This window comes from Neobacillus sp. SuZ13 (genome assembly GCF_030123365.1).
Taxonomy (GTDB): domain Bacteria; phylum Bacillota; class Bacilli; order Bacillales; family Cytobacillaceae; genus Neobacillus.
Genome location: NZ_CP126107.1, coordinates 5172222 through 5195000, shown reverse-complemented (window position 1 = coordinate 5195000; position 22779 = coordinate 5172222). Strand labels below are relative to the sequence as shown.

General features: G+C 39.8%; 15 protein-coding genes and 1 rRNA gene (1 of these 16 cut by a window edge). 7 read left to right on the top strand and 9 right to left on the bottom strand.

Features of this window, described 5'->3' with window-relative positions:
- A 5S ribosomal RNA gene (gene rrf / locus QNH17_RS25610) occupies positions 1 to 73 on the top strand; it begins 44 nt to the left of the window's first position.
- 284 nt (positions 74 to 357) lie between these two features.
- Here the strand turns inward: rrf and QNH17_RS25605 are convergent.
- The 7 genes from QNH17_RS25605 to QNH17_RS25575 all read right to left on the bottom strand — a co-directional run bounded on the left by QNH17_RS25605 (position 358) and on the right by QNH17_RS25575 (position 14635).
- On the bottom strand, positions 358 to 3201 hold the full coding sequence (locus QNH17_RS25605; protein WP_283875960.1) for a GAP1-N2 domain-containing protein: 2844 nt from the start codon (positions 3199 to 3201) through the stop codon (positions 358 to 360).
- Complete coding sequence (locus tag QNH17_RS25600) at positions 3198 to 4466, bottom strand: TRAFAC clade GTPase domain-containing protein (protein ID WP_283875959.1); 1269 nt, start codon at positions 4464 to 4466, stop codon at positions 3198 to 3200. The genes QNH17_RS25605 and QNH17_RS25600 overlap by 4 nt, the downstream gene beginning before the upstream one ends.
- 14 nt (positions 4467 to 4480) lie before the next feature.
- On the bottom strand, positions 4481 to 5119 hold the full coding sequence (locus QNH17_RS25595; RefSeq protein WP_283875958.1) for a beta-mannanase: 639 nt from the start codon (positions 5117 to 5119) through the stop codon (positions 4481 to 4483).
- A 65-nt stretch (positions 5120 to 5184) separates the two neighbouring features.
- Positions 5185 to 6459 carry a vWA domain-containing protein gene (locus tag QNH17_RS25590; protein WP_283875957.1) on the bottom strand — a complete coding sequence of 425 codons (1275 nt, stop codon included), beginning with the start codon at positions 6457 to 6459 and terminating at the stop codon, positions 5185 to 5187.
- A gap of 12 nt (positions 6460 to 6471) precedes the next feature.
- The gene (locus QNH17_RS25585) at positions 6472 to 8829 is read right to left on the bottom strand and encodes a hypothetical protein (protein WP_283875956.1); all 2358 of its coding nucleotides are present in this window, start codon (positions 8827 to 8829) and stop codon (positions 6472 to 6474) included.
- Between the two features lie 387 nt (positions 8830 to 9216).
- On the bottom strand, positions 9217 to 12609 hold the full coding sequence (locus tag QNH17_RS25580) for a tubulin-like doman-containing protein (RefSeq protein ID WP_283875955.1): 3393 nt from the start codon (positions 12607 to 12609) through the stop codon (positions 9217 to 9219).
- 250 nt (positions 12610 to 12859) lie between these two features.
- Complete coding sequence (locus QNH17_RS25575; RefSeq protein ID WP_283875954.1) at positions 12860 to 14635, bottom strand: vWA domain-containing protein; 1776 nt, start codon at positions 14633 to 14635, stop codon at positions 12860 to 12862.
- Between the two features lie 204 nt (positions 14636 to 14839).
- Here QNH17_RS25575 and QNH17_RS25570 point away from each other — a divergent pair, with 204 nt between their 5' ends.
- From QNH17_RS25570 to QNH17_RS25560, 3 genes are read left to right on the top strand one after another with little or no spacing between them, the layout of a single operon-like run.
- Entirely contained in the window at positions 14840 to 14989 is a 150-nt protein-coding gene (locus QNH17_RS25570; RefSeq protein ID WP_283875953.1) for a hypothetical protein, read from the top strand.
- The gene (locus tag QNH17_RS25565) at positions 14982 to 15914 is read left to right on the top strand and encodes a hypothetical protein (RefSeq protein WP_283875952.1); all 933 of its coding nucleotides are present in this window, start codon (positions 14982 to 14984) and stop codon (positions 15912 to 15914) included. Before QNH17_RS25570 ends, QNH17_RS25565 begins: the two co-directional genes overlap by 8 nt.
- A 17-nt stretch (positions 15915 to 15931) precedes the next feature.
- Complete coding sequence (locus QNH17_RS25560) at positions 15932 to 17713, top strand: hypothetical protein (RefSeq protein ID WP_283875951.1); 1782 nt, start codon at positions 15932 to 15934, stop codon at positions 17711 to 17713.
- A 57-nt stretch (positions 17714 to 17770) separates the two neighbouring features.
- Here QNH17_RS25560 and QNH17_RS25555 read toward each other — a convergent pair whose 3' ends face one another.
- Positions 17771 to 18070 (bottom strand): DUF4359 domain-containing protein, encoded by a 300-nt coding sequence (locus QNH17_RS25555; protein WP_283875950.1) that lies wholly within the window; start codon positions 18068 to 18070, stop codon positions 17771 to 17773.
- 321 nt (positions 18071 to 18391) lie between these two features.
- Between QNH17_RS25555 and QNH17_RS25550 the strand changes: the two genes are divergently transcribed.
- Complete coding sequence (locus tag QNH17_RS25550) at positions 18392 to 19309, top strand: CPBP family intramembrane glutamic endopeptidase (RefSeq protein ID WP_283875949.1); 918 nt, start codon at positions 18392 to 18394, stop codon at positions 19307 to 19309.
- A 645-nt stretch (positions 19310 to 19954) separates the two neighbouring features.
- On the top strand, positions 19955 to 21376 hold the full coding sequence (locus QNH17_RS25545; RefSeq protein WP_283875948.1) for an Ig-like domain-containing protein: 1422 nt from the start codon (positions 19955 to 19957) through the stop codon (positions 21374 to 21376).
- 135 nt (positions 21377 to 21511) lie between these two features.
- On the opposite strand, the gene QNH17_RS25540 is transcribed toward QNH17_RS25545, so the two are convergent.
- A complete protein-coding gene (locus QNH17_RS25540) occupies positions 21512 to 22087 on the bottom strand; it encodes a 3D domain-containing protein (protein WP_283875947.1) in 576 nt (191 codons plus the stop codon).
- Between the two features lie 261 nt (positions 22088 to 22348).
- Here QNH17_RS25540 and QNH17_RS25535 point away from each other — a divergent pair, with 261 nt between their 5' ends.
- A complete protein-coding gene (locus tag QNH17_RS25535; RefSeq protein ID WP_283875946.1) occupies positions 22349 to 22705 on the top strand; it encodes a hypothetical protein in 357 nt (118 codons plus the stop codon).
- Positions 22706 to 22779: the final 74 nt, after the last annotated feature.

Genomic DNA, 22779 nt, shown 5'->3' with positions numbered 1-22779 from the left:
CACGGAAGTTAAGCTTCTCAGCGCCGATGGTAGTTGGGACACGCGTCCCTGTGAGAGTAGGACGTTGCCAGGCACGAAAAGGACAACTTGAAAAAAGTTGTCTTTTTTGTGTTTTTATCTAATTTGCATATTCGCCAATAATTGAGATATTTTCGCTGAACTTCTGATTTATCCTGCCAAACTTAGAACTATTTCCGCCAACAATCTAATATATTTCGCCAAGTTCACAATTTATTTCGCCAAGTTCACAATTGGAGAGACATATGAGCGATCCATTTCTATAAAACGCAACATTCTTATAGATCAGGTCAGAGGCATTAAAAAAGAGCACCCATTGGGAATGCTCCATTAAAACTATTATTCATTTATTGATTCCACAAACCTTTGTCCTTCCTTTAAATACTCGTATCTAAGCTCAGGTTCTGCTTTGGATAATATTAGTTTATTCCCCGCCAACTGGACATCAGCCTTTGCCTTTTGGACAAGTAGAGGTGTGAGTGGTTCCCCCACATTATGTGTTCCATCTAAAGAAAAAATCCAAATATATGATTCTGCAAAATTGTCACTTGCAGCAAGGACGACCTCAGGTTCCCCATCACCTGTAAAATCATGTTCTGTACTTGAGAGGGAGAAACCCTCTTTCAGGATCATATTCTCATCAAAGGGGCTTACTTCAAATGGGACTGTCAGGTCTAACGGGTAATTTATGTCCAGATTATCCGTTAATAAAATACTTTGCTTACCGTTCTGAACTTGTCCATAAATAGTTTTAGCTCTTTTTCCTTCTATATCTATGGAGAAAGTATGTCCTTCTGTTCCCAAATTGGTAGGTTTGAAGGAATCTAAGGTCACTGTACTTTCAACAGGTGTATTATTCTTTTCCTTTAATGATGCGTTCTGTTCGGCCTCCGTTGTTTTTACGACAAGTGCAGGCGTTGTGTCTTTACTGAATAATTTGTTTACCCCGTACCAGGCTCCACCACCAACACCGCCAAACAGTACAAACACTACCGAGAGTTTCAGGCCATACTGTTTTAAAAATTTCACTAGAGGGGCGGCGGTTTCAGTTTCCACTTCCTTCAGTAAATTTTTTAAACTGTAGTTTTTAATTAATTTAAGTTCTTTTTTAAGTGCTTTATTTTTCCAAATGGAATCCGGATGGCTGATTAGATACTTTTTCAACGATGCTCTAAAAAATGGGTACAAGTCAATTAGTCGCGTACTGGCACGAATAAAGGCTAGAATTGTTGGGGCATCACAGTTTTTAATTAGGTATTCCAATAAACCTTGATAGTCTACCCCGCTGACCTCCGTCTCAAAAGCCATGAATAATAGCGGAAAATACTCAGGATTAGACTGGCCGCGCAGGACATGTTTAAGCGTGTCTCTTAGTTTAGATCGGCCCGCTCCGCTTAAAGCACCAAAATTATACGTATCTGCATGAGCGGGATGGCTGACTACCTCGTAAAGGGCATGGATGATCTGATAATTTTCCCTTACCTTTGGATCTTTCAAATCTCTAATATTTAGTCCCTTTGTAAAAATCTCACCAAAGGACATAATTTCAGTTACTGTCAGTTCCTCCAGACGAATAGAACGCAATAAGATGATGATTCCATTTGCAAGCAATACCATTTTAAAGTGTTTAAATTCAGTGCTTTCCCGGTCGATGGAAAAGTTCTTAATGGCTAAGATATCCTTGAACGAATGATAGGTTATCGCCGAAGAAAGCTTTTTTATGGAAACAGCTTTAAATGTTTCATTTTCTAAAAGAGAGGACACTTCCAATATTTGTTGTAACTCGGAAAGAATCTCGTCTACTCCAGCGGCCTTTTTTAATCGTTCCATCAGATAGCCTTCAAGGAGCCCATTATTATCAGGATGGTTAATCATAAACTGGACGATGGATTGATAGGTCTCTTTGTCCTGTTCAATTTCCTTCCATAACTTATAGAAAAGCGGATCTCTTTGATAATAGTTCAATGTCTCGAGTATAAAGAGGGTGGCTTCATCACATCTTAGGATTGAATTTAAAGAAACAACGGATTGGATGTAGTCGAGAGCTGTTTTCGGATCTGCAGCCATTTTTTCCTGATGAAGCAGCTTCAAAAAGAGATCCACTAAATCGGCTTTCTCTGCACTATTTACCTGCAAGAACTTTTGTAAACTATGTAAAAAACCAAGTTTATTTTTTTCATAGAATGATAGATCTAGCTTTGATAAAGTTAAAAACAAGGCAGTCAGCTGATAGTAGCTTGATCGTTCCAGTTTTTGTTCTTCAGGTAATCCATCTAACGCCTGGTCAGCAAACTCAAGGAATGAATCGATTCGTTCTGATCTGGAAAAATGTTCGAGCACATAATCCAAAAACTCATGCGTCTGGCCGCCAATATCTATACCGGAGATTCGTTCAGCGGCAAAGTCAAAAATAAACTGTTTTTCGATGCTGCGATCGGCTTTATTTAATGTTCCCGGCTCAAAAAATGTGACATGGATATAATTCTTGCTCTCAGGTGCGCTTGTAAAGGTAATCGCTCCAAGTTTTCGGCGATAAGCATAGGGCAAATACACCGAAATTAGCTCTAAAAGTAATAGAGCGTAGTTCGTATAGTCTTGCAGCGGTACATCCAGTGAAATGAAAACCTTTTTCTTTCCTGCTATGGAGGTCATTACAGCAAATAAAAGCTGTTTGAATTGATCCTCGCTAATCGCTAAGCGGACTAACAATTCATCTTTCACAGCGAGAATATCAGTCGTGTTATATTCAACTGCCTCTACGTCAGGCAGGACCATCCCTGATTCGATATCATAAGAGGTGCGAAATTCGTTCCATTGAAATAATCTCTCAGGCTGTTTGACCCACTCATCCTTCAAACCCGGAGGAATAATATAGTTATGCATAAAATACGTGCTGCGGCTCCCAGTAAAATCTGCCGGGACAAAAACGGCCTGACCTATGACTAGGTCACCGGTTTCAGGCTGAAACAGGGTCACAGATTCTGGATAGAGAGTAGGATCCTTTTCACCGCGTTCTGTTAGGGGCTTTGGCGCATGATACATACAAAAGGGATGTAAGAATTTTTTTACAAAGGCTTTATCAAGGCTCTCGGAAATAGCAATGGTATCATATCCGTCAGTAGCATGAAAAACGCCGCCCCGTTCGCGTGTGTACATTTGCTGTGCGATCAACTTGCCGGTCACTTCTCATTTCTCCCTTCTATATAGCCCAACTTATAAAGCAGCCAAATAAACGGTTCATCGACACGAATCGGACTAATAATCCCACTGACCTGTTGATCGATAGGATTGCTGCCCAGGGCAGATACGGCAAAATAGGAGGTATCCCGAAAGTAAACATCAAGCGCATTCACAAAAGGGGTATCTACCTTTGTTAGGAATCTTCTAATTTCTCCATTAATATTCTCGTACTCATCTAAATTTAAGTAACCACGATGAATCACATGGCGAAACACATTACTATTTGACCGGATATAGTCTCCATCATCGTGTTTTAAGGAATTTAGGAGATCGCTCTTTGTTAAAACAACTGCCGTTGGAATATCCGTTTTGCTGTCTTCGAGATGGGCAATGAAATCTCCAAACAGGGAAATGACCACCTCGCGCGGCTCATCGCCTTGACCTACAATTTTTCCAGGATTTTCACCCATTTGATGGATTAGCTTTTCACGGATGGCGCGGATTTGCATTGGGTCCACTAAGAATAAAATCCCAGAAGAATTTTTGATATGTGCTGCATGAAGCTTAATATAATCCATGTCTGTCATTCCCTCGCCTGCTACATCGAAAAAGACGAGCGTTAAGGGGGCTTGTTCATCATCCTTAAAGATGAATTGAAAAATAAACGGCTCCTGGCGGTTCGCTTTTTCGGTTGATTGTAATAGACTCCCATTTTCGAAGAGTGGAATTTCATAGTTCACCCGAAATCGTTTACTAATTTCGTTATCAAGCGGGATACATGCGGCATCGAAATTATTAGCCGTCACATGCTGAAGGGTATGAATCAGCGATGTCATATAAACAGATTTCCCCACCGATGTAGCACCGACAATGGAAACGATGTTACTTGGATGTTTCCCCGCAGTGACGGGAAGATCATTGTGGCAGGAGGAGCATAGGCGATTTCTCGTCACAACGGAATATTTATCAGATACGCCCATAAGAACACGGTTGGCATAAATTTTATTTTCATCGGGAATCATTGAGGGATTGATAATCGCCTCGAGTTCATCTATGGGGGCAAGCCCGAATTTTTCCCGGTAATTGTTTAACAATTCATCTTCTTGAAGGGCTAATGTTTCATCATCGTCGCGATGATGGGCGGCTCGAAAAACAACCTCTTCATGATGAAATTTTGAAAAGCAATAAGGACAAACAATATCATAAAATGGCAGCCTTTCCTTGGCCGGTTGTTTTTTTTCAAACATTCGTTTAAGCAGTGCAAACATGCGGATAGTCTCCCTTATTGTGGAATTAACTCATAGCTTTGCGCTGATTTCTTCCCATCGCTAAAAAAGATGCGAATATACTCATTTTTATCGATTTCAATCTCTGGAGACACGGTTTTTCCAGAGGGGAACTCGCGGACAAATGGATAGACGGTTCCATCTTCAACCGAGACAGGATCTCCGCCGTTTTTTTTCACATATACTAACAGATCTTTTTCGAGTGGCAATTCGGTCATAATAGACATCTGTACTTTTTTGCGTGCCTGGAAGAGCTTATTTTTATAGGAAATGGAATAATAAATTCTTGCTTTTGAACCTGAAATATAAATGAGATTATGATCATTTTCCTGGTTGAAAACAATCAATTTACCCTCCCGCTTTTGGCATGGAAAAATACGATACGCTGTTCGGCCAATCCCATCAATCCTGCCAAGATAGCCTTGATTTGCCTTATATTCCTCCCGTGTGTAAAGCTTTAAGTCCTGTAACTTGAGCTCCTGGAGCGGCTTCATATCATCAGTAGATGTTTTGTAGATGTAGACAAAGTCAACATCCTTCGACCAAAACCATGTTAAATGAACCTCAGAATCTCTTATTGTCTTTTTAATATCTTTTATTTCATGATCAGGAGAAGAAATGGTTTCCCAATTCACCAACAATCACCCAATTTCTAGTAGAATATTTTCGCGAAGCGGAGTGTGCGCCGCCTTGCTTATAATCAAAACCCCTTTTTAAAGGTCTCCCTTGTCGGGACTGAGCTTCTTTGAGATAAATCAGGTACACCACTGCTGCGACTCGAGCGGCCAATAAATTTTTCACGAATGGGAATGATCATGGTCCCCAAGCCCGTTAACGCGGTTAAGAGAATGTCAGCCGTGACCCGATGGGGAAATCCGCCCAGCATATTGTTTTTAGATCCAAGTTCCAGTACTAGTCCTGCAAGGATTCCTGCAATTAGCCCAATAATCAAATAGCTTTTTGCCAAATAGCGGTTGTCAAAAATAATCCCCAAGGCAAGCCCGAATAAGGCACCGATTAATGTAAGGAAGACGACGCGGAGAACAGAAAGATAGATACTGTCTTGAAACAATCCATGTCGTTCTGTCACAAGGAGCCGGTCTTGGTTTTCAAGGTAAATCTTTTCAAAAACATTCGTTAATTCGTTCGTATTTTTCACATCAGAGAAGGAACCGCCTGTACTTGAGGCAATGGATTGCAGGAGTCGGGCGCCGCTTCTATCAATCTTACTCATCCCAATCGTATTAATAATAATGTCCTTGTTCTGATAGGGCTCTACAACTTCGTTCAGATCCAGTTCGCTGTATCCATCCGAAAAAAGAATCACCATGGGTTTGCGGCCTGTTTGATGATGGATGTCAATTTCTTGAATCGCAGTATCCAAGGCGTTGCCAATATCGGTGCTGCCGGAGGCCGTTAACTCATTGATTTGCTTGAGGGCATCCAACCGTTCCTCTTTATCGCTAATGTTAAACATCGATTTGGTAATCACCGCTTTTTCGTTAAACGAGAGGACCGAAGCGCGATGATTTGGCTTCATCCTGGTAATTAGTTTTCCCGCCGCCTTTAAGCTTTCATGATGTGGGTCGGTTTTATTCATACTATCCGAAGTATCAAGTACCAGGACAATATCATCAGGCGGTTTTATGTTTGAAAAATTAAGTGAGTACAAGAATTGAAAGAGAACTCCGGCAGCAAACAGCATCACGAAGGTTGCTGGGTAAAGAATCCTCCATGAGAATCCCGAGTATTCTAAGCGCCAGCTGCGCCCATTAATAACTGGTGTAATCAACTCAGCAGCCAAGCAGAAAAGTCCAAAGATGAAGGCTAATTGTGCAAAGTAGACTCCCATTAACAGGATATTAGGCCAAACACCATAATAGGATGCTATGAGCCATTCACCCACCAATGCACCAATCAATCCGGCAAGGATACTAAATACAAAAAACAGAAAGCTAAATTTTCGGACAGTCATCTTCAATACTCCTTATGATATAGAGTTGCTAATAACGGATTGCGAGTGGAATTCAAATCCCTCTTCGCAATAAGCCCTGTAGTATTTTTCACCATTTCGATAGTACATTAAGTCCGTTAAATGAAATCCACCCATAAGGGTGAGCTTTTCTATCCCGCTTGCTTTCTTCTCATGGGCACAACCGACTTTGCATTGTCTGGTATCATGTTCTTTTTCTAAGGCGAACTCCATGAATTTGCTGTAAAAATCACCAAAGAAGTATTTTTCCTCATGACGGTGCTCCTGAGTGTAATTAAACACTTCAATGTGTATCGGTGATTGGTCATCGAGGCGGTTATATAATTGCTTAAATAATTCACTTTTCGAGAGGACATCTTTGTTCTCGTAATTAGTGATCACATTGGCGCGTTCTAGCAGTTCATCTTCAAAACTGCGGTGAAATTCCTCTTGGGTAAGGACCTCGCGGCTGCAGACATCCAGGACCCGTTCCAGCAGCGGCTTGCCTCCGGTTTCAAGCAAACCTAGCAAGTTTCCAAAGAAGCGATCGTCAGAAAAGAAGTGAGCCCCGCGTTTCTCCCTAAACTTTGCTGTAATACCTGCAATAATCTCTTCATAATATTCGGAAATATTTTTATCTAAATAATCATCAGCCTCATAAAGGCTTTCCGCCGCTGTCTGTTTTAAATAAGAACCAATCTGGCCGAGATGTTCCAGTTTGGTGCGCAATTTCAGGTGATTTTCTTCCAGTACCTCTAAGTACAGCTTTAAAATCTCCCGCTTCACATCAAGCTTGATCATTTCATACTTGGTGCCATATACCGCCTCAAATAAGAAATGCAGAAAATTTTGCATGTTTTTACGATCCGAAAAGGGAAGATAACTCTTTTTAAAATCACAGCTATCGACCTGTTGCTGATAGTAGTGCTCGAGTCTTGCTTGTTTTTCTGCTTGTTCATGTTTCGTATCTTGGAGCATTCTATGAATCTCTTGGATGACACTTATCGCTGAATCATTCGAATCGGCAGTCCAGATATAGGCACAATATAAACCATATTGTTCATGCTGTATCACATTCTCATCAAGATAGCGCTGGACTTGTAATTTTAGATTCAACTGCTCTAGGCGCTCACGGACCGGCTCTTTGAAGTTGGCGGCGAAGAATTGTTCCGCTCCACTATCGAACAAGTAATCCTCCGCATCCCTGACAGACATATATTTCACAGTTTGATAGGAATTCGTCGCACTGATTAATCCACTCATGTCCACAAGCTTATCAATGGAAGGAAGACATTTAGTATAGTACTTTTGAAAGGAACTCTCTGACAGGGCAAATAAGCTGAGAACTTTATCCTTGGGCAGGGAAATGGGAGCTTTCAATGCTTCCATTAGTTCATTGTAAAAATGGCTTGCCGCATAAAGTGCAATCGCTTTGTTCGGACGACTTACCTTGGAAAAGCCTGCTGAGGCGTACACGGGTTTCTTTGAATTTCCGCGAATCCCCTTTCGAAAAGCAGCATGATTATAACTGTCCATTTTTTCATGGTAATCCGTGATCATCTTGCGGTTTTTTAAAAGATTAAGATTACTGATTATTTCATAGTTTTGAAGCACGGCTTCACTTGATAATAAACCATCTTCATTTTTATCACTTAGTAAATACACCATGTCAAAGAGTGGGGAGGGAGGATGACTTACCGGCAGCCGCAGGTGATCTTCTGTCAGCTGGAGGTCTTTAAGAAAGGTGTATTCATCGCTTTGATAGCAATCTAATTCTTTGAAAAAGCTCATCCCAAGCGAGGTTGATAGGGCAAAATTATTGCCATCCTGTTTTTCCTTTATTAATCCATAAAGGTCCAGTTCGACCAATCGGAATGATTCTTGAAGAATACTTTTTAACAATAAGGTAAATTCTTGAATAAGAATATTCGCAGGGTCTTCAATGGCTGTGACCACGCACAGGTTTACTTTTTGAAGGGAGGAATACACTTTCCCATACTCTGCTATTTTGGATGTAAGCAGTCGATAAACTTTATTCAGTTCAATCAGTTTTTCTTCATCACGACAAAAAGCTTCATATATATCTTTTCGTTTGGTCTTACGTTCGAATCCCTGGTCTGGAAGTTGAATCGATATGACGTTTGGAATCGTGATTGTCTCTGTTTGATAGGCATGAAAATAAAGTACACCTGAACTGTTATTCCATTTTTCTTCATTAATATTTATGATTGATTTAAGGGCATCCAAAACAAGGTCACCCAGGAATAAGAAGACAACCGGATGGTTCACACTCCTCTGTTCATTTACTTCTAGCGTCATTTTTTCTAGTTGAATGGAAAAAGTGTGTGCATACGTTTGTAAAAGGTCTCTCAAGTTGTATTCCCCCTCATCAGAAAAAAGTAGGAGTATTCTACTTTGAAAATTGTCCAGCTCCAGCACCCTAGCGACTAGAGTACTTCCCTCACCTCGCTTCGATAAGTCAAGCACGAATGCGCTATCGCTCTTCGTGTGGTCTAGCTCCAGCGCCTAGGGGCTCGGGTCATAAGCCAATCCGTCAAGAAGGTTAAAGAGCAACCTTCTCGCCGGCTCGTCTTATGCATGTCGCCCCTGAGCAAGGCGCTTCCGCTTTGCTTTTTTCCTTTATCTTGGTCGGCTCAGTCCAGCCCTTACGTCGCTGACCAGGGCGCTTCCGCTTTAAAACGGGCCACAAGCAAATCCTGCATGTGGCCACATCATTTCTAGCTTCTTATCAGGCTGTTATTACGATTTTAATTGGCGTAGCATATCTTGAACTTTAATCATTATTTCTTTATAGAAGCTGTACAATTCTTCACCGTTCGCAAAATCCTTGTAGTCATAATCAAGGGCTTCTTTTTCCTTTTGATATGAAGCGGCCATTTCTTCTAAGGCAGCAATAAGTTCTGTCGCCTGTTCTTGATTAATCAAGTCACTGCTTCGGCGCTCTGATTTCTTTTCGAGTTGGGCCATTTGTTTAGGATTTAACGATTTGAAAGCCTTATAGATTTCATAATCTACAAATTTTGTCGTCTTCATCAGGTTTACGAAAGGTGCCCAAGCATCTTCCTCAATCTCTTTATCGTAAACATAGAGAGCGCCTCTCTTCCGAATCGTTTTTGTATAAACCGCCTGGATAAACTGATTCAGCGAAACCTCTCTGTCTTTCTGCGATTCGATCCATTGCTCAATTTCAGCAATCTTTTCTTGGATTAGGCGATGTTTTCTTGCTTCTATTTTCACCTTTTCAATGAGCTTTGGTGAGCGAATGAAGTTTTCTTTGGCTAATTCTAAGTTCGTGCTTCCGAAAATATCACTTATACCATCCCACTCCATCCCGCCCGAAGACATGTCTTTGAGCTTCGTAAGCACATGTTTCAGATTTCCGAGACTTGCCTTTTCAATCTGATTCGGATCAACTTCATACTGCGCAAATAAATCTGGAAGACTAATCTCTTTGGTAAAATGGCATTGGAAACGTGCGCTTGTATTATGATCCGCATTTTTTTCTGAGATACATTTGAATCCGACAGCCTCATCAAATAGGGTACGAACACTGGCATTGTATTGCTTGACACGCTCATTTTGGTACGTATCTCCCCATGACTTTTCCGGAATAGGTGATGGGAGGTAGGCCCAGTTTTCTTTATCCGTTTGAACGAGATGGCGGCCGACGCCTTCTTTTTCTAAGATGGTCTTTTCATAGGAAGTTTCGTAGATAGCTAGTGGCGAATAAGCGAACAACGGAATCCCATTTTTCGTATTCAGCCAGAAGATCCGGTTCTTCAGCTCGCTTTCCTTAATGGTGAACCGCGAATGGCTCAAGGAATGCTTTTCGAAATTTTTAATTCCATTGAAAATATTTGGTGCCTTTACCGGAACGGAGACAAAGCCCCATTGTGGGAAGTGCAGCTGTCCGTTGCTGTTGGCAAGATGGAATACAGGCAAGGCGTCCCGGTCCAGTCGTGCGGCAATTTTATCTTCAATAATTTTGTCGATCGGTTGATCTTCGCCATATTTCATTCGTAAAAAGTCTTCCATTGATTTGGTTATCAATTCGCCGAACTGGTCAGTTAAGAATTCAGACACCGTGCCGACGACATCCACATCTGATTCCTTGACCCAATAGGTTGATTTTTCTAGTAGCATTTCAGACCACTGCTGGACCAATAATTCGCCGTCTTTGGAATCAAACATCCGCTGAATCTCACGGGCAACATCTGGTACACTAACCAAATGCCAATAATAGGTAACATCATGATCGTGTTTGACTTCCTCACCATCAACCAGGATATCCGCATTCTTCTCAAAGATTCCCTTTAGCGTTTCAAGGATTTCTTTATATATTTCATAGATTTTGTTGTTTTGACTATTGAGCAGTTGGTATAGGTCCTCATAAAATTCAATCATTTCTTCGAGTCGGACCTTTTCTGCCCGGGCATCATATTCATTCAGCTTGGCCTCAATATAGGCATTCTTTTTGCGATCCTTTGAGATAAAGGCACTTCTCGCATCTTCAAGTTTATTTAAGGCATATTCCTGTTCAGACTGTATCGCTCTAGGCAGACGCTCTAAGCGGTCACGAAGTCCTTCCATATATGCCTGCAAGGTTTTTAACAGACAGAATCCATCATTTGAATAGATGAGACGCGATGCAAAAATTGGCCCTTTTTTCGGGTGAAGGAACAAGCGCTCAATTTGACGGCGAAATTCTTCCATAATTTCACCAGGGAGCTGTTTCTTGCATTTTCTGTACTGTTCTTGTGCTTTTAGTAAAAATTCACGATCTAATTCGTCATCAATATTAATGACAGATGTTTTAATCACGTTGTTGTAAGAAAAGCGGTCACTATTTTCAAAACCGGATAAAGGTTCTGGGACTCGTTCGTTAAAGCGGTGATGGACGGAATCCGGATCTATCCGTAGTTTTTCTAAAAATTGCTCGACCTCTGTTTGATCGGGACCGGCATCGAACATGCTGTTCATCTTTTCAAACAGCTTATAGCCGATATAGGTGGTCATTTCTTCAAGTGGAATTTCTGCCATCGATGCACCGATAATGTTGTATTGATAGTTGGCGGCATATGGCTTTGGCATTTGGGCAATATTGGTCCGGATATTACTAATATAATCATGGATTGCGAACTCTTCACCCGATTGCTTTTCCTCATTGGCCATGAAGTTTGTAATATTTTCTGCGGTGACATTCATGCAGTAATCATACGCGTTCTCGAGCCATTTCCCCTCCAAGTTTGTCCCTGAGATTAAGTGACAGAGATTGAACGGCGGCATGGGGGAATTTACCTCCAAGAGGCTGCCGTACCTCTGCTTGAAGCGTTCATTTCGTTCATCGGCATTCATCCAGTAATCGAGTTCTTTTAAAGCAGCATAGCCATTTTTCTCAATGTATTCAACGGTGTGCGAGCTTAAACCGCGTTTGGATAAATTCACATCTGGTGTGAATAGGTAGCCGAGAATACTGACTTTATCCACGCCGGTCGGGCCGAATTTTCGCTCCATAATCCCGCGGGTGATGTAGGAAATATCAAGATAGCAGCCACTGCCGGTACCGCCGGACAAGCCGGTTAGAATGAAGACATATAACCGTTTATTAGTCCCTTCAAGGACCGCTTCGATTTTCCGTTCAATCGTTTGGACAACCTGGTTGATTTTGGTGAATAGAAGTAATCTGCCGGCTTGGCGAACTCCCGAGGCCCCGCTGATCCCATCCGTAATAAGGAGTTCAGGTGAGAGCCATTCTTTTATATAGGGCTCAATCGTACTGCGATTTTGGAGCAGGCCGCCGATTTCTGGGTTGGAGAGGAGGACGAATTCCTTGTTTGGATCAAGGCCGATTCCCTTGTACTTTTTATTTTTGTCATATTCATTTGTTTCAAAGGCTAAGAACTCAATATTATTGGGCTTATCCTTTTTCTTTTTGGATAAAGGGTCTTGCGGGAGCTTGAATCGTCGATTGACTTGATATTTCAAGCGTAGTAGGGCATCGATGCCTGTGCCGCCAAGGCCAATGACGAGCATTGGATTATCTATGGTATCAACGCGGATTTTCTCTGAAATAATCCCTCCGCCTAAGGAAACATCTAACTGCTGAATATGCTCTCTCACACTTGCTCTCATGCAAAAATTCCTCCTTGGCTGTAAAAAGTTCAAACTTTCTCTTCTATATGACGAAAAAGAATCTCAAAAAGATTCAATTTAGGGTGCCAGGCACCAAAAATGGTGCCTGACACCCTAAATTCTTTTTGTCTAGCTGCAGCGCCTAGGGGCTCGAAGGTCTACAGCCAATCCGTCAAGAAGGTTAAAGAGCAACCTTCTCGCCGGCTCGTCTAGACTCACGCCCCTGGACAAGGCGCTTCCGCTTTTCGTTTTAACTGATATACTCAATATATACTGATTTATTAACCCTTTTTAGAACGATCCGGAGACGGTCATTTTTCTTTATTTCGAAGCCTTTTTTGGCATCAATGGCGCGTCCGCCTTTTTCGACGGTACTGTCAGAGTTATTAATGAGCAGAAGCTTGTCACCGGCAGATGGTTTGAAAATGATTTGCTCGGTTTCGGCAAATTCAGGTGCTAGTGCTAGTAACTGATGCATCCGAAATTTCCCTGTAAAGCTTTTTAATTTTTTGTATTGCGGATTGCTGCGTTCACCTGTATCTTCATCCTTAATTTCCACGACGATTTGCCCGCTGAAGCCGCGCTTGGCTTGTTTCAATTTTGCTAAAAGGGTGTAAGCAAGGGCTGCAACCAGAAGGACGCCAACAACAGCCGCTACAACATACAGCCATGGAAAAGGATCCTCATTTTCTGTATTAGCCGGTTTGACAGCTGCAGAAGAATTCGCTGTTTTTTGTACAGTTATCTTTAGCGGTGTGGTTTCCCGGAAAAAGCTGTTGTCTTCCGCTTTGACTACCACCTCATAACTAGAGGCATTCCCAAGCTTGAGTTCTCCTGTAAAACCCTGACTATTTGAATTTAGAGCAACTTCCTTAATTTTTCCTTTATCGAGATCTTTTACAAAAAGTCCAGCTTTCATTGATTGATAGATTTCTTTATCAGAAATAGCTGTTCCATTATCCTCAAAAAAGGCATTAATCTTGACGGTGTCACCTGCTTTAAAGGTTTTCTTGGCTAGTGGAGCCAGCTTGAGCTGTAAATCATAGTTAAAAATGAGATTAACATCGATCTTATCCTTATCCACCCCTTTAACCTTCAGCGTCCAATCTCCTTGGGCAGGCTTTAGGAGCTTTACCATCGAATAGGTCTTTGATTGGGAGAAAAGGACTTGGTCTGAAGGGATGGGAAGTTCATGGCCGGATGGATTAACGAGTTTTACCTCGACTGGTTTACTAGAAATTAATGAAATATTGGCCTCTAAAACATTTTCATTCGGGACATGGATGCTGATATCCTGAAACTGACCGTTCCCGACCATTTGATCGAGGGGAACAATTTTTAACTTTAGGTGGTTAGCAAAGATTTCACTAAGAATGCCCGGCAGCTGATCAGCTGATCTTGCTTCGAAGAACTTACCGTTTGTGCGATCCGCAACATTGGTGAGAACATCCTTGTTTAGCTTGCCATTTGCGTTCAAGCCAATCGTATAAATCGGATAACCTTTTGCCTTTGCGGCATCGATGGCTTTTTCCAAATCGGTATTGGCCTCTTTCAGAGTTTTAGACTTCTTGGGATTTAATTCATTATTTCCGTCGGCAAGAAGGACAATCAGCGGGTAGTAGTTCTGTTCATGGCTAGAATCCAGCACCTTTACTGCCTCTCTCACCCCGGTAGATAAATCAGTATATGTGTATTTCTCCAATGAATCGATGAAATCTTTAAGATCCTTTTTATCCTGAGTCGATCTGATTTTAACTAATGCTTTTTCACGCATTACGGCATCGGAATAGGAGATGGCACCAATTTTATCACCATTAATGGAGGCCATATCAATGAACATTTTCATCGCTTCATTGCTAATATTCTTTGGGTCGCTGCTTTTCATTGAATTACTTACATCCACGACCAGCATCCCTTCAATTCGGGAAGTGGAATTTATTGGACTAGCGGCACGTACACTATAATAGCTCATGCTGAAGAAAAGACACGCGATTACTATAAAACTACTTATCCATTTTTTTAACATTTGTGTGCAACCTCCAAAAGTAGTTTCCATTTTCGAGCAAAACTTACAATTTTCCGCATTATACTCCCATTTTACCATCGTCCCCATAATTTTCCTAAACATATCCTGCCTTTAAATATTAAAATATAAACCTTATAATAACCTTAATGAAATTTTTGGAAAATGAACGATTTTGATAGAAAATGTTCAAAGAAGGGAGACAGCATGTATAATATTGTATTTACGAGTATACTAGTTATGATTCTTGGCTGGAAAACCTATAAATTAGTTAAGAACAAGCGGAACAGCGGGAATTTCGACGATATCGATGATGAATTAGTCATCATGTTGAATAAAGGTGATTCTAATGGCTAAACACGCCATCCAGCTATCCAAGAAAAAAAGGACGAAATATCGCTTCCAAAAGCTAAAAATGTGTAAAAAGTGCAATCGGTACTCTGTTCTAAAGGACAAGGCTTGCCCAGAATGTGGTTCCACTTTTATGGGTATCGAAGGTCTGGCTCATTCGATTTTTAAAAAGCGTTTATTTACAGAGGCCATTAGAATACTGATTCTGGTTTGTATTGGAATTATTGCTGCACCAACGGTAAAGGCACTCTATCTTTCGCTAATCGTCGGGATGATCTTTGTGATAGTTTATATCATTCTCACGTTTGCCTTTATAAAAAGTGAATATTTTACTGAGCTGAAAAAGCTTTTGCGCGTGGACCTTCGAAAAATTGGAGCTGGTATTCAGTTTGACAGCGACCTTGCCCTAGAGGATGTCAGAGAGGAAAAGCTGGCTGCTGCTTATGAAAAACTACGTGAGATTGGTGATTTGATCTATAGCGATCAAGTTAAAATGCGCCGAGTCATGGTCTTAAATGATATTGTCCTTAGAAGGGATATGGAGCTTGAACTGGAGTCTTTGATTCCATCATCTTATGATAAGGATTTTGTAAAATATGCCCTAGAGGTATTAAAAATTAATCGGGCCCTGTTTACTAAAAAATGCATTGCTTATTTTATTCACTATCGTGATGCCGTTATCAGGGATTTTGGGATTGAATCGCTTAGCGCTGTGGCTGGGACTACGCTGCGGATGAAACTGTATATTCTGGAATTTTCAGAGTTCATTGAGGAATTTCTCGAATATTTTCCAAAGGACCGATTTTTAAGGCTTTGCAATATCCTCCAAGCAAACCCTGATACCGATTGGGGAAGTCTAGAGGAAAGAGCGAAGCGTTTAGTTGAAATGAAGTATCATTATGATCCAGATTTTAAGCGGTTTGTGTCGTAGAAAGGATCTAATACTACATGTTTAAATTTACCGTTTATCGAAAAGTAAATATGTCGAAAAACTTCTTTCTGCTGATCCTTGTTATTTTGCTGGCGGTTGTTAGCGTAAAAATCATTATGGCCCATCAAAAAATTGCCACTTACAATGAAGCCGTTCGATTATATAAGTCAGGTCAATTAGTTGCCGCGGAGGAAAAGTTCCATGACGCAAAACTAAACATTTCAGTCTCTGACCATAACAAAGACATCAATTTGATGTTGTCGATACTATCCCCAATTCGTGAAGTCATGGAAGATATCGATGGGAAAGCAGCTGATTATAATAAAGAAAATGACCTCGAGAGCCTAGTATCGATGTATGAGCGCTGGCAGGAAAGTCAGAAAAAATGGGTGTCAGGCACCAGTGTCCAAAAAGATATGTACGGGGAAATGGTTGCGTTGACGCAGATAGATCAGGATATGAAGGGATATTTTTCGTCGATTAAGAACTCCTATCTTGATAAATTAGAGAATGGTACTGTTGATGGTATTTCTGTAGAGGAGGAGATTTTCAACCTCCTCAACAAGATTCCAACAGAATACTACGGCAAGGGCCTAAACGCAAAGACAACTAAAATCCAAACTGCTTTCCAAAAGTATTACGAAGCGAAGATAAATAAAATGGTTGCAACTAAGTCCGTTTCAGCGATTGTAGATGAGGGGAACAGACAATTTAGTGCACTTAGGGGATTGTCGATGGATTCTGACTGGCTCGAACATGTACTTGATAAAAACCTGTTAAAGGTTGTAAAAGCTTCGATTGATAAAAAGGATTTTAACGCATTTGCAGAATCAGCAACTACTATCAAAAAGTTAGAAGCGAATATGAACGGTACTGATGTATTTACTTATATCGAGGAAGCAACGTCTGAGGTATTAGCCAAAGCGGAAAGTCTTACAGCAGCCAATAAATACGAGAATGCAATCAGTATTTATGAAGCATTAAAACCCTTGGAGGATACAGCAGAATTGATTGCGAAAGCAAATCTTGCATGGGATAAATATGAACCTATTCGTGTCTTGGAGAGATTATACCCTGGAAAAGAGTTTTCGAACATGGTCAAGGAGAGCAACAGGTGGGAGGCTGATAGCGTTGTTGCTGCAATCTCCACCGACGGCGGCATTTATTATGGAAGACTAACGGGTGAGGAAGCGATGGCGGTAACAGAGGGATCGGTCGAAGGAGCTCCCGTCATCAATAAGCTCGCTTTTCAAGGCAGTTTGAGTACTTCTGATTTTCCAGTTCTTTATATTGATGCAAAGTCATCAGAGAGGAAGCATCATTATTTGGCTTATGAAGTCCGAGCTGGGTCAATGGTAAAAATCCTCGATGTGGAAGCCGATCAGCTAACAGTTGACTCAAATCATGTTTTAGTCGTCGATAACCCATTTGGGGAGGGCGAGGGAGAGATTGCATATTTCGAACCCGATGGTAATGGACAATATCAGTTTACTGAAATTAAACTAGATTATGTTAATATTGAAGTTGAAGATATAGCAAACTATTTTGGAAAAAAAGTTCGCTTCACCGCCTTCGCTGATACCTTACAAAATGGCGGAGCGTTGGTAACCTTATCAGAAACATTTAATGATAGCACCGGACAATGGGAGAAAACGTATGCCTTATTAAAAGGAGAGACCCATTTCATCGTCTATCAAAATTTTACAGTCATTGGGATGTTTAATAGCTATGAAGATATTATTGACGAGAATGGCGAATCCGTCCGAGTACCAGTTTTTCAAGTGGAAGAAGTTGAATAACGAAAAAAGACCAAACGAGGGAGTAAGCCCAATGTTTGGTCTTTTGTTTAATCTTTGTCATTCAGAATTTTTTATCGTAATGAATTTATTTAATATACCAATTGACGTAACTTTTCCAAATCCCACTTCAGAAAAGTCAGTTTTGTAGATAGAGAATATAATATAGTCCTTATGTGTGGTTCCTGCATCAAAAATGGATTCCCCTGCTAAGGATAAGACTCCTTTTTCAATCAGGCTTGAGGATTTATCCATGGTTTTGTGATTAACCCAGTCGATATAGGCAGATCGATTAGGATTTGTGGCTGATAAAAGATAGAGAACTGCGATTAAGATAATGATAGGAACAAGACGTTTCATTTAACATGACTCCTAACTATTTAGATTAATCGATTGCTTGTACAATCATATGTATGCTTGAGTTTAAAAATCACAATAATTTTCTTATCTCTGGAAAGATTATAGGGGTGATTATTAACTATTAATATGCTAAATTATTACTAATATAATTCTGAAAAAATGAGGGGATCCTTTCGTGTCGAGAAAATGGATGTGGACGTTTTTCTGTTTCTTGTTCCTGCTTTTTATGAATGCGGTTGGAATTATTATAGTAAAGATTTTAGGCAGGTAAGGAGGAAACTGAATTTCTCCGCGAAATTTTTCAGGTAGGGAATGATGGAGATGATAACAAATTTAACCAAACCGATCTCAAAGAAACTGCTATTTGCCATGTTTATTGTCACATTTGGTGCGGAAATTCTCCTCTACCTTACGCGTTACAGCGTTTTGGCTGGCACATTATACGATGCTGTTATGGTAGGCTCGTTTTTTATCGGCTGGAAACTTTACCGTAGACTTGGAGGCAAGCTGCCACATACAAAAAGCCCGCGCCAGCATATGCTTCAATTTACAGGAGCCTTTCTGATTTTTTTCATGGGAAGTACGTTTGTTAATGTATATTCTAGTCTCACCTTTGAGGATTTTAACGAGGATTATGATCAATATGTTCAAGATTACACGGAGTCGCAAGTCTTTGAAGTGGACGAACCGGAAGTCCCTGCCTTTCAAGAGCAAACGATTGGGAATCTTTTTGAAAAAATAGATTCGATTGGTTCGGATATTTATAATGATTTATTGGCAGGACTGGAAGAGGTTTGGCGGCTTGCTTATATGATTCTACTACTTCTAGTTTTTAAAAAGGTTTTTCGACGGCGCTGGGAGAGTGGGTCAAGGGATGTATTCCTAATGGCAGCCTTGTTTATCACTTCTATTCTCTTCGGAATTGACCATACACTTGATACCGAGCAGCCATGGGCGATTCGAATTGGGGCCATTGTTACCTTCGCGAATATGGGATTTTTGTTTGGAGTGATTCTATTATGGACGCGGAACCTTTGGCTAACGGTTATTGTCCATGCTTTATACGATATTACGGCTACACTCTCATGGTACTATATCGATTATGCAGTGGAATTTTTCACGTTGGGTATTTTAATTCTCCACATCTGTCTCCATATGTCTGAGAAAATAATTCATAAACGATTCATGCAACAGAAATATGACAGTTCAGCCAGGTCAACGAGAAGAATGGACGCATAAGATGGAATAAATGAAAGGGCTGCCGAAGCTTTCGGCAGCCACTTTTATTGTTTCGCTAGATAGGATTGGTTGTTTATCCAGTATTGAATGGTCCCATTCTCTTTCCGTTGATACTTAATCTTTTCCCTATCAAAACCTTTGATTAAACTATCCGCAGCAATTCCTGCTTCACACTAAGTTCGAATAAAGATTGACTTAATTGAAACTGGTCGGAATGTGTGGGGCCCTCTAGGTATTTCATCATGTCTAGATGGTGTTGGATTACAGCTATTAAATCCTGTATAGGATAGTTTGAAACTATTACTATCCTACTACAAAAAGATACATAAAATTCATATTTTCTCTATTTTTTTCTAAATATTTAATAAGAAAGGTTGTCAGTCAATGAGAAAAATGCTGTTATTTCCCGAGAAATGACGAGATAACTGTAGTGGTAGCAGCACGATAATTCGAGCTATGTAACTATATTAGTCTGTGAAAATCAATTTTAAGTGTTCTTTTTGTCGACAAATTGTTTGAAAAATTTGTAATAAATTGCCGAAATAAATATAAGGTTTATCTGTTTCTATTAAAACATTAATTATGGTATTGTATTAATATTGTAATATTGTAGTAATAAAATGGAAAATACAGGGGGGTTCACTTGTGTTAAGGCGTATTTTGATTGGATTTATTATTTTATTTTTAGGTTTTTCAGTTTTTCCTCAGTCTCAAAAAGCAGAGGCTAGCACTATATCAAAGAAACAATTGATCATTATTAACAAAAAGGTTAATAAACTTGCATTTTATGAGAATGGTAAATTAGTAAAAACATACAATGTTGCAACAGGCAGAACATCTAAACTTACACCAGAAGGAACTTTTTACATAAGGGAAAAGATTAAAAATAGACCTTATTATAAACATAATATTCCTGGCGGCGATCCTCGCAATCCACTTGGAAAACGCTGGTTGGGGTTAAGTAAACAAGAGAATGGCGGCTATCCGTACGCAATACATGGTAATAGCGATGAAAGTTCGATTGGGAAATATATCTCGGGTGGATGTATCCGGATGCATAATAAAGAGGTAATTGAACTATTCGGTAAGGTAAAGATTGGAGCAAAAGTAGTTATTACTAGATCAAGCAAGACCTTTAATCAGCTAGCAGCTCCATATTACAAAAATATCGACATCAAAGCTCCTACTTTCCCAACGGTTAGCATTGTTTCTGACAAATCAAATGAAGTGGCAGGCGTAACAGAAAAGGGAGCAACGGTTACTGTAAAGATCGGCTCTAAAAAATACACAAAAAAAGCAGATTCTAAGGGAAAATTTAAGGTGAAAATCCCTAAACAAAAAGCCGGTAAAAAACTATATTTATCAGCCAAGGATAAATCGGGGAACATCAGTAAAACGAAAACAGTGGTTGTAAAGGACAAAACAGCTCCAGTATTAAGCGGAGTAACTAATAAGAAGACTTACAACAAGAATGTTACGATTTCTTTCAAAGAAGGAAATGCAACATTAGATAAGAAAGCAGTTAAAACAAAAACCGTTGTGAAAACAGAAGGAAAGCACACAGTTGTGTTAACAGATAAAGCTGGCAACAAAACAACAGTTGTGTTTACCATTGATAAAACAGCACCAGTAGTTAGTGGAGTCAGCAATAATGCTCTATATAATAAAGATGTTAAACTCACATTTAACGAAGGAACGGCAATGTTGAATGGAAAAGCCGTTAAAACAGGCTATGTTGTTAAAGAATCTCGAAAACACACTTTAGAGTTGAAAGATGCAATTGGGAACAAGAGAACGGTAGTATTTACGATTGATAAAATAGCACCAGTAGCACCAAAGGCAATCACTGTTCCTGATAACACTACAACAGAAATTACTGGGACAGCAGAAGCGAAGTCAACTATTACGATTAAAGTAGGTACCACTGTTATAGGGACTGGAATTACTGATCAATATGGTAAATTCAAAGTTGCTATCAAACCTCAATTAAGCAATACTAATTTAATCATTACTGCAACTGATGCTGCAAAGAATGTAAGTGCAGAACTGACTGTTACAGTTAAATAAATGTATAATACAGCACCTAATTATTCGTGATTAGGTGTTGTTTTTTTTAGTTTAGTAGAGGAAAGCATGGTAAATATCTATTTATACATTGAAAAAAGCCCCAAGTAAATGAACTCACTTGGGGCTTAGATTTGATTATTTTAATATTTGCACTTTCACTGTTTTTCTTCCCCATTGAATTGCTTTCTTATAAGAAGGAACGAAGATATCAATCTTTTTCCCTCTGATCGCTCCGCCTGTGTCACCGGCGATCGCGTAGCCATACCCTTCAACATAAACCTTTGTACCAAGCTTGATGACTTTAGGGTCAACAGAGATTACTTTAAGTTTTGGATTTTTCTTAAGGTTTAAACCTAAAGCCGTGATGCCAGAACAGTTCTTACAATTTGCTGTATAGGCAGTCGCGCTAACAGTAATTGTTTTTACTACTTTTGGCTTCTTTGAGCTCGTTGTAGTAGTTTTTGCCTTCTTTGCGACAGGTTTACTAGCCGTTGTGCTAGATACCTTTAACTTTTGATTTGGGTGAATCGTATTTGATTTAAGGTTATTCCATTTTTTTAATGTGTTTACCGAGATTTTATATGTTTTTGCAATACGATAAAGTGAATCTCCACTCTTAACTTTATATGTATTGGATGCTGCGGATGCTCCATGACTACTTCCAAGTAATATCATACCTGCCAAACCAAACATGACGAGGAATTTCTTCATAAACTAAAACCCCTTTCTACTGTTATATAAAAGTTACCACAATAATATTACATAAATATTTCAATAGCTTACTAGTTTCATGACAAATCCATGATAATAAGGTGTCAGGCACCACTCATGGACAAAATTACATATTTGTCCGCTCAGGATGGACGTTTATGCTAAGTGGAATTATTTTACAAAACCAAATGAATAAGTTTGCTAGTTTTTAATAGAAAGCTTGAGAAAGGAAAGTTAAAAGGGGTTTATGGGAATGTTAACATGACCTATAAGACCTTGAAAAAAAAGCAAAAAGGGAAAGTAGGGCAATCTGAAGCATATCTTTTCTATAATACGAAAAATGCTTATTACGGATTCTTTTATGGAAATTCAGACACCAAAATCTCATCGGGACAAAAAGTTGTTTTGATAACAAAAATGGTTTCAACAAAAGTTACGGCTAGCCAAATGAAGAAATATTTTGGTAAACCCGTCGCATGGCATACATACAAAGCGGGAAAATATTATGTTCGCTACGTGAATATGCAAAAGGGTAAAGTCGAATTTCAACTGGGTACCAACGCCGGTCTGAATGCCTACTACAGTACTGATGAAGATGGAACCTTAACTATTAAATAACCACATGCAAAAAAATCTAATAAAAAGAGGAAATCAGCCCATTGCCGATTTCCTCTTTTCATATTAGTGCCAAC

Bases quoted from the DNA above. Each gene is read 5' to 3' on its own strand.
- QNH17_RS25560 (WP_283875951.1), top strand. From the start codon at position 15,932: ATGTTTAAATTTACCGTTTATCGAAAAGTAAATATGTCGAAAAACTTC.
- QNH17_RS25535 (WP_283875946.1), top strand. From the start codon at position 22,349: ATGACCTATAAGACCTTGAAAAAAAAGCAAAAAGGGAAAGTAGGGCAA.
- QNH17_RS25570 (WP_283875953.1), top strand. From the start codon at position 14,840: ATGTATAATATTGTATTTACGAGTATACTAGTTATGATTCTTGGCTGG.
- QNH17_RS25575 (WP_283875954.1), bottom strand. From the start codon at position 14,635: ATGTTAAAAAAATGGATAAGTAGTTTTATAGTAATCGCGTGTCTTTTC.
- QNH17_RS25580 (WP_283875955.1), bottom strand. From the start codon at position 12,609: ATGAGAGCAAGTGTGAGAGAGCATATTCAGCAGTTAGATGTTTCCTTA.
- QNH17_RS25600 (WP_283875959.1), bottom strand. From the start codon at position 4,466: ATGTTTGCACTGCTTAAACGAATGTTTGAAAAAAAACAACCGGCCAAG.
- QNH17_RS25590 (WP_283875957.1), bottom strand. From the start codon at position 6,459: ATGACTGTCCGAAAATTTAGCTTTCTGTTTTTTGTATTTAGTATCCTT.
- QNH17_RS25555 (WP_283875950.1), bottom strand. From the start codon at position 18,070: ATGAAACGTCTTGTTCCTATCATTATCTTAATCGCAGTTCTCTATCTT.
- QNH17_RS25540 (WP_283875947.1), bottom strand. From the start codon at position 22,087: ATGAAGAAATTCCTCGTCATGTTTGGTTTGGCAGGTATGATATTACTT.
- QNH17_RS25565 (WP_283875952.1), top strand. From the start codon at position 14,982: ATGGCTAAACACGCCATCCAGCTATCCAAGAAAAAAAGGACGAAATAT.
- QNH17_RS25550 (WP_283875949.1), top strand. From the start codon at position 18,392: ATGATAACAAATTTAACCAAACCGATCTCAAAGAAACTGCTATTTGCC.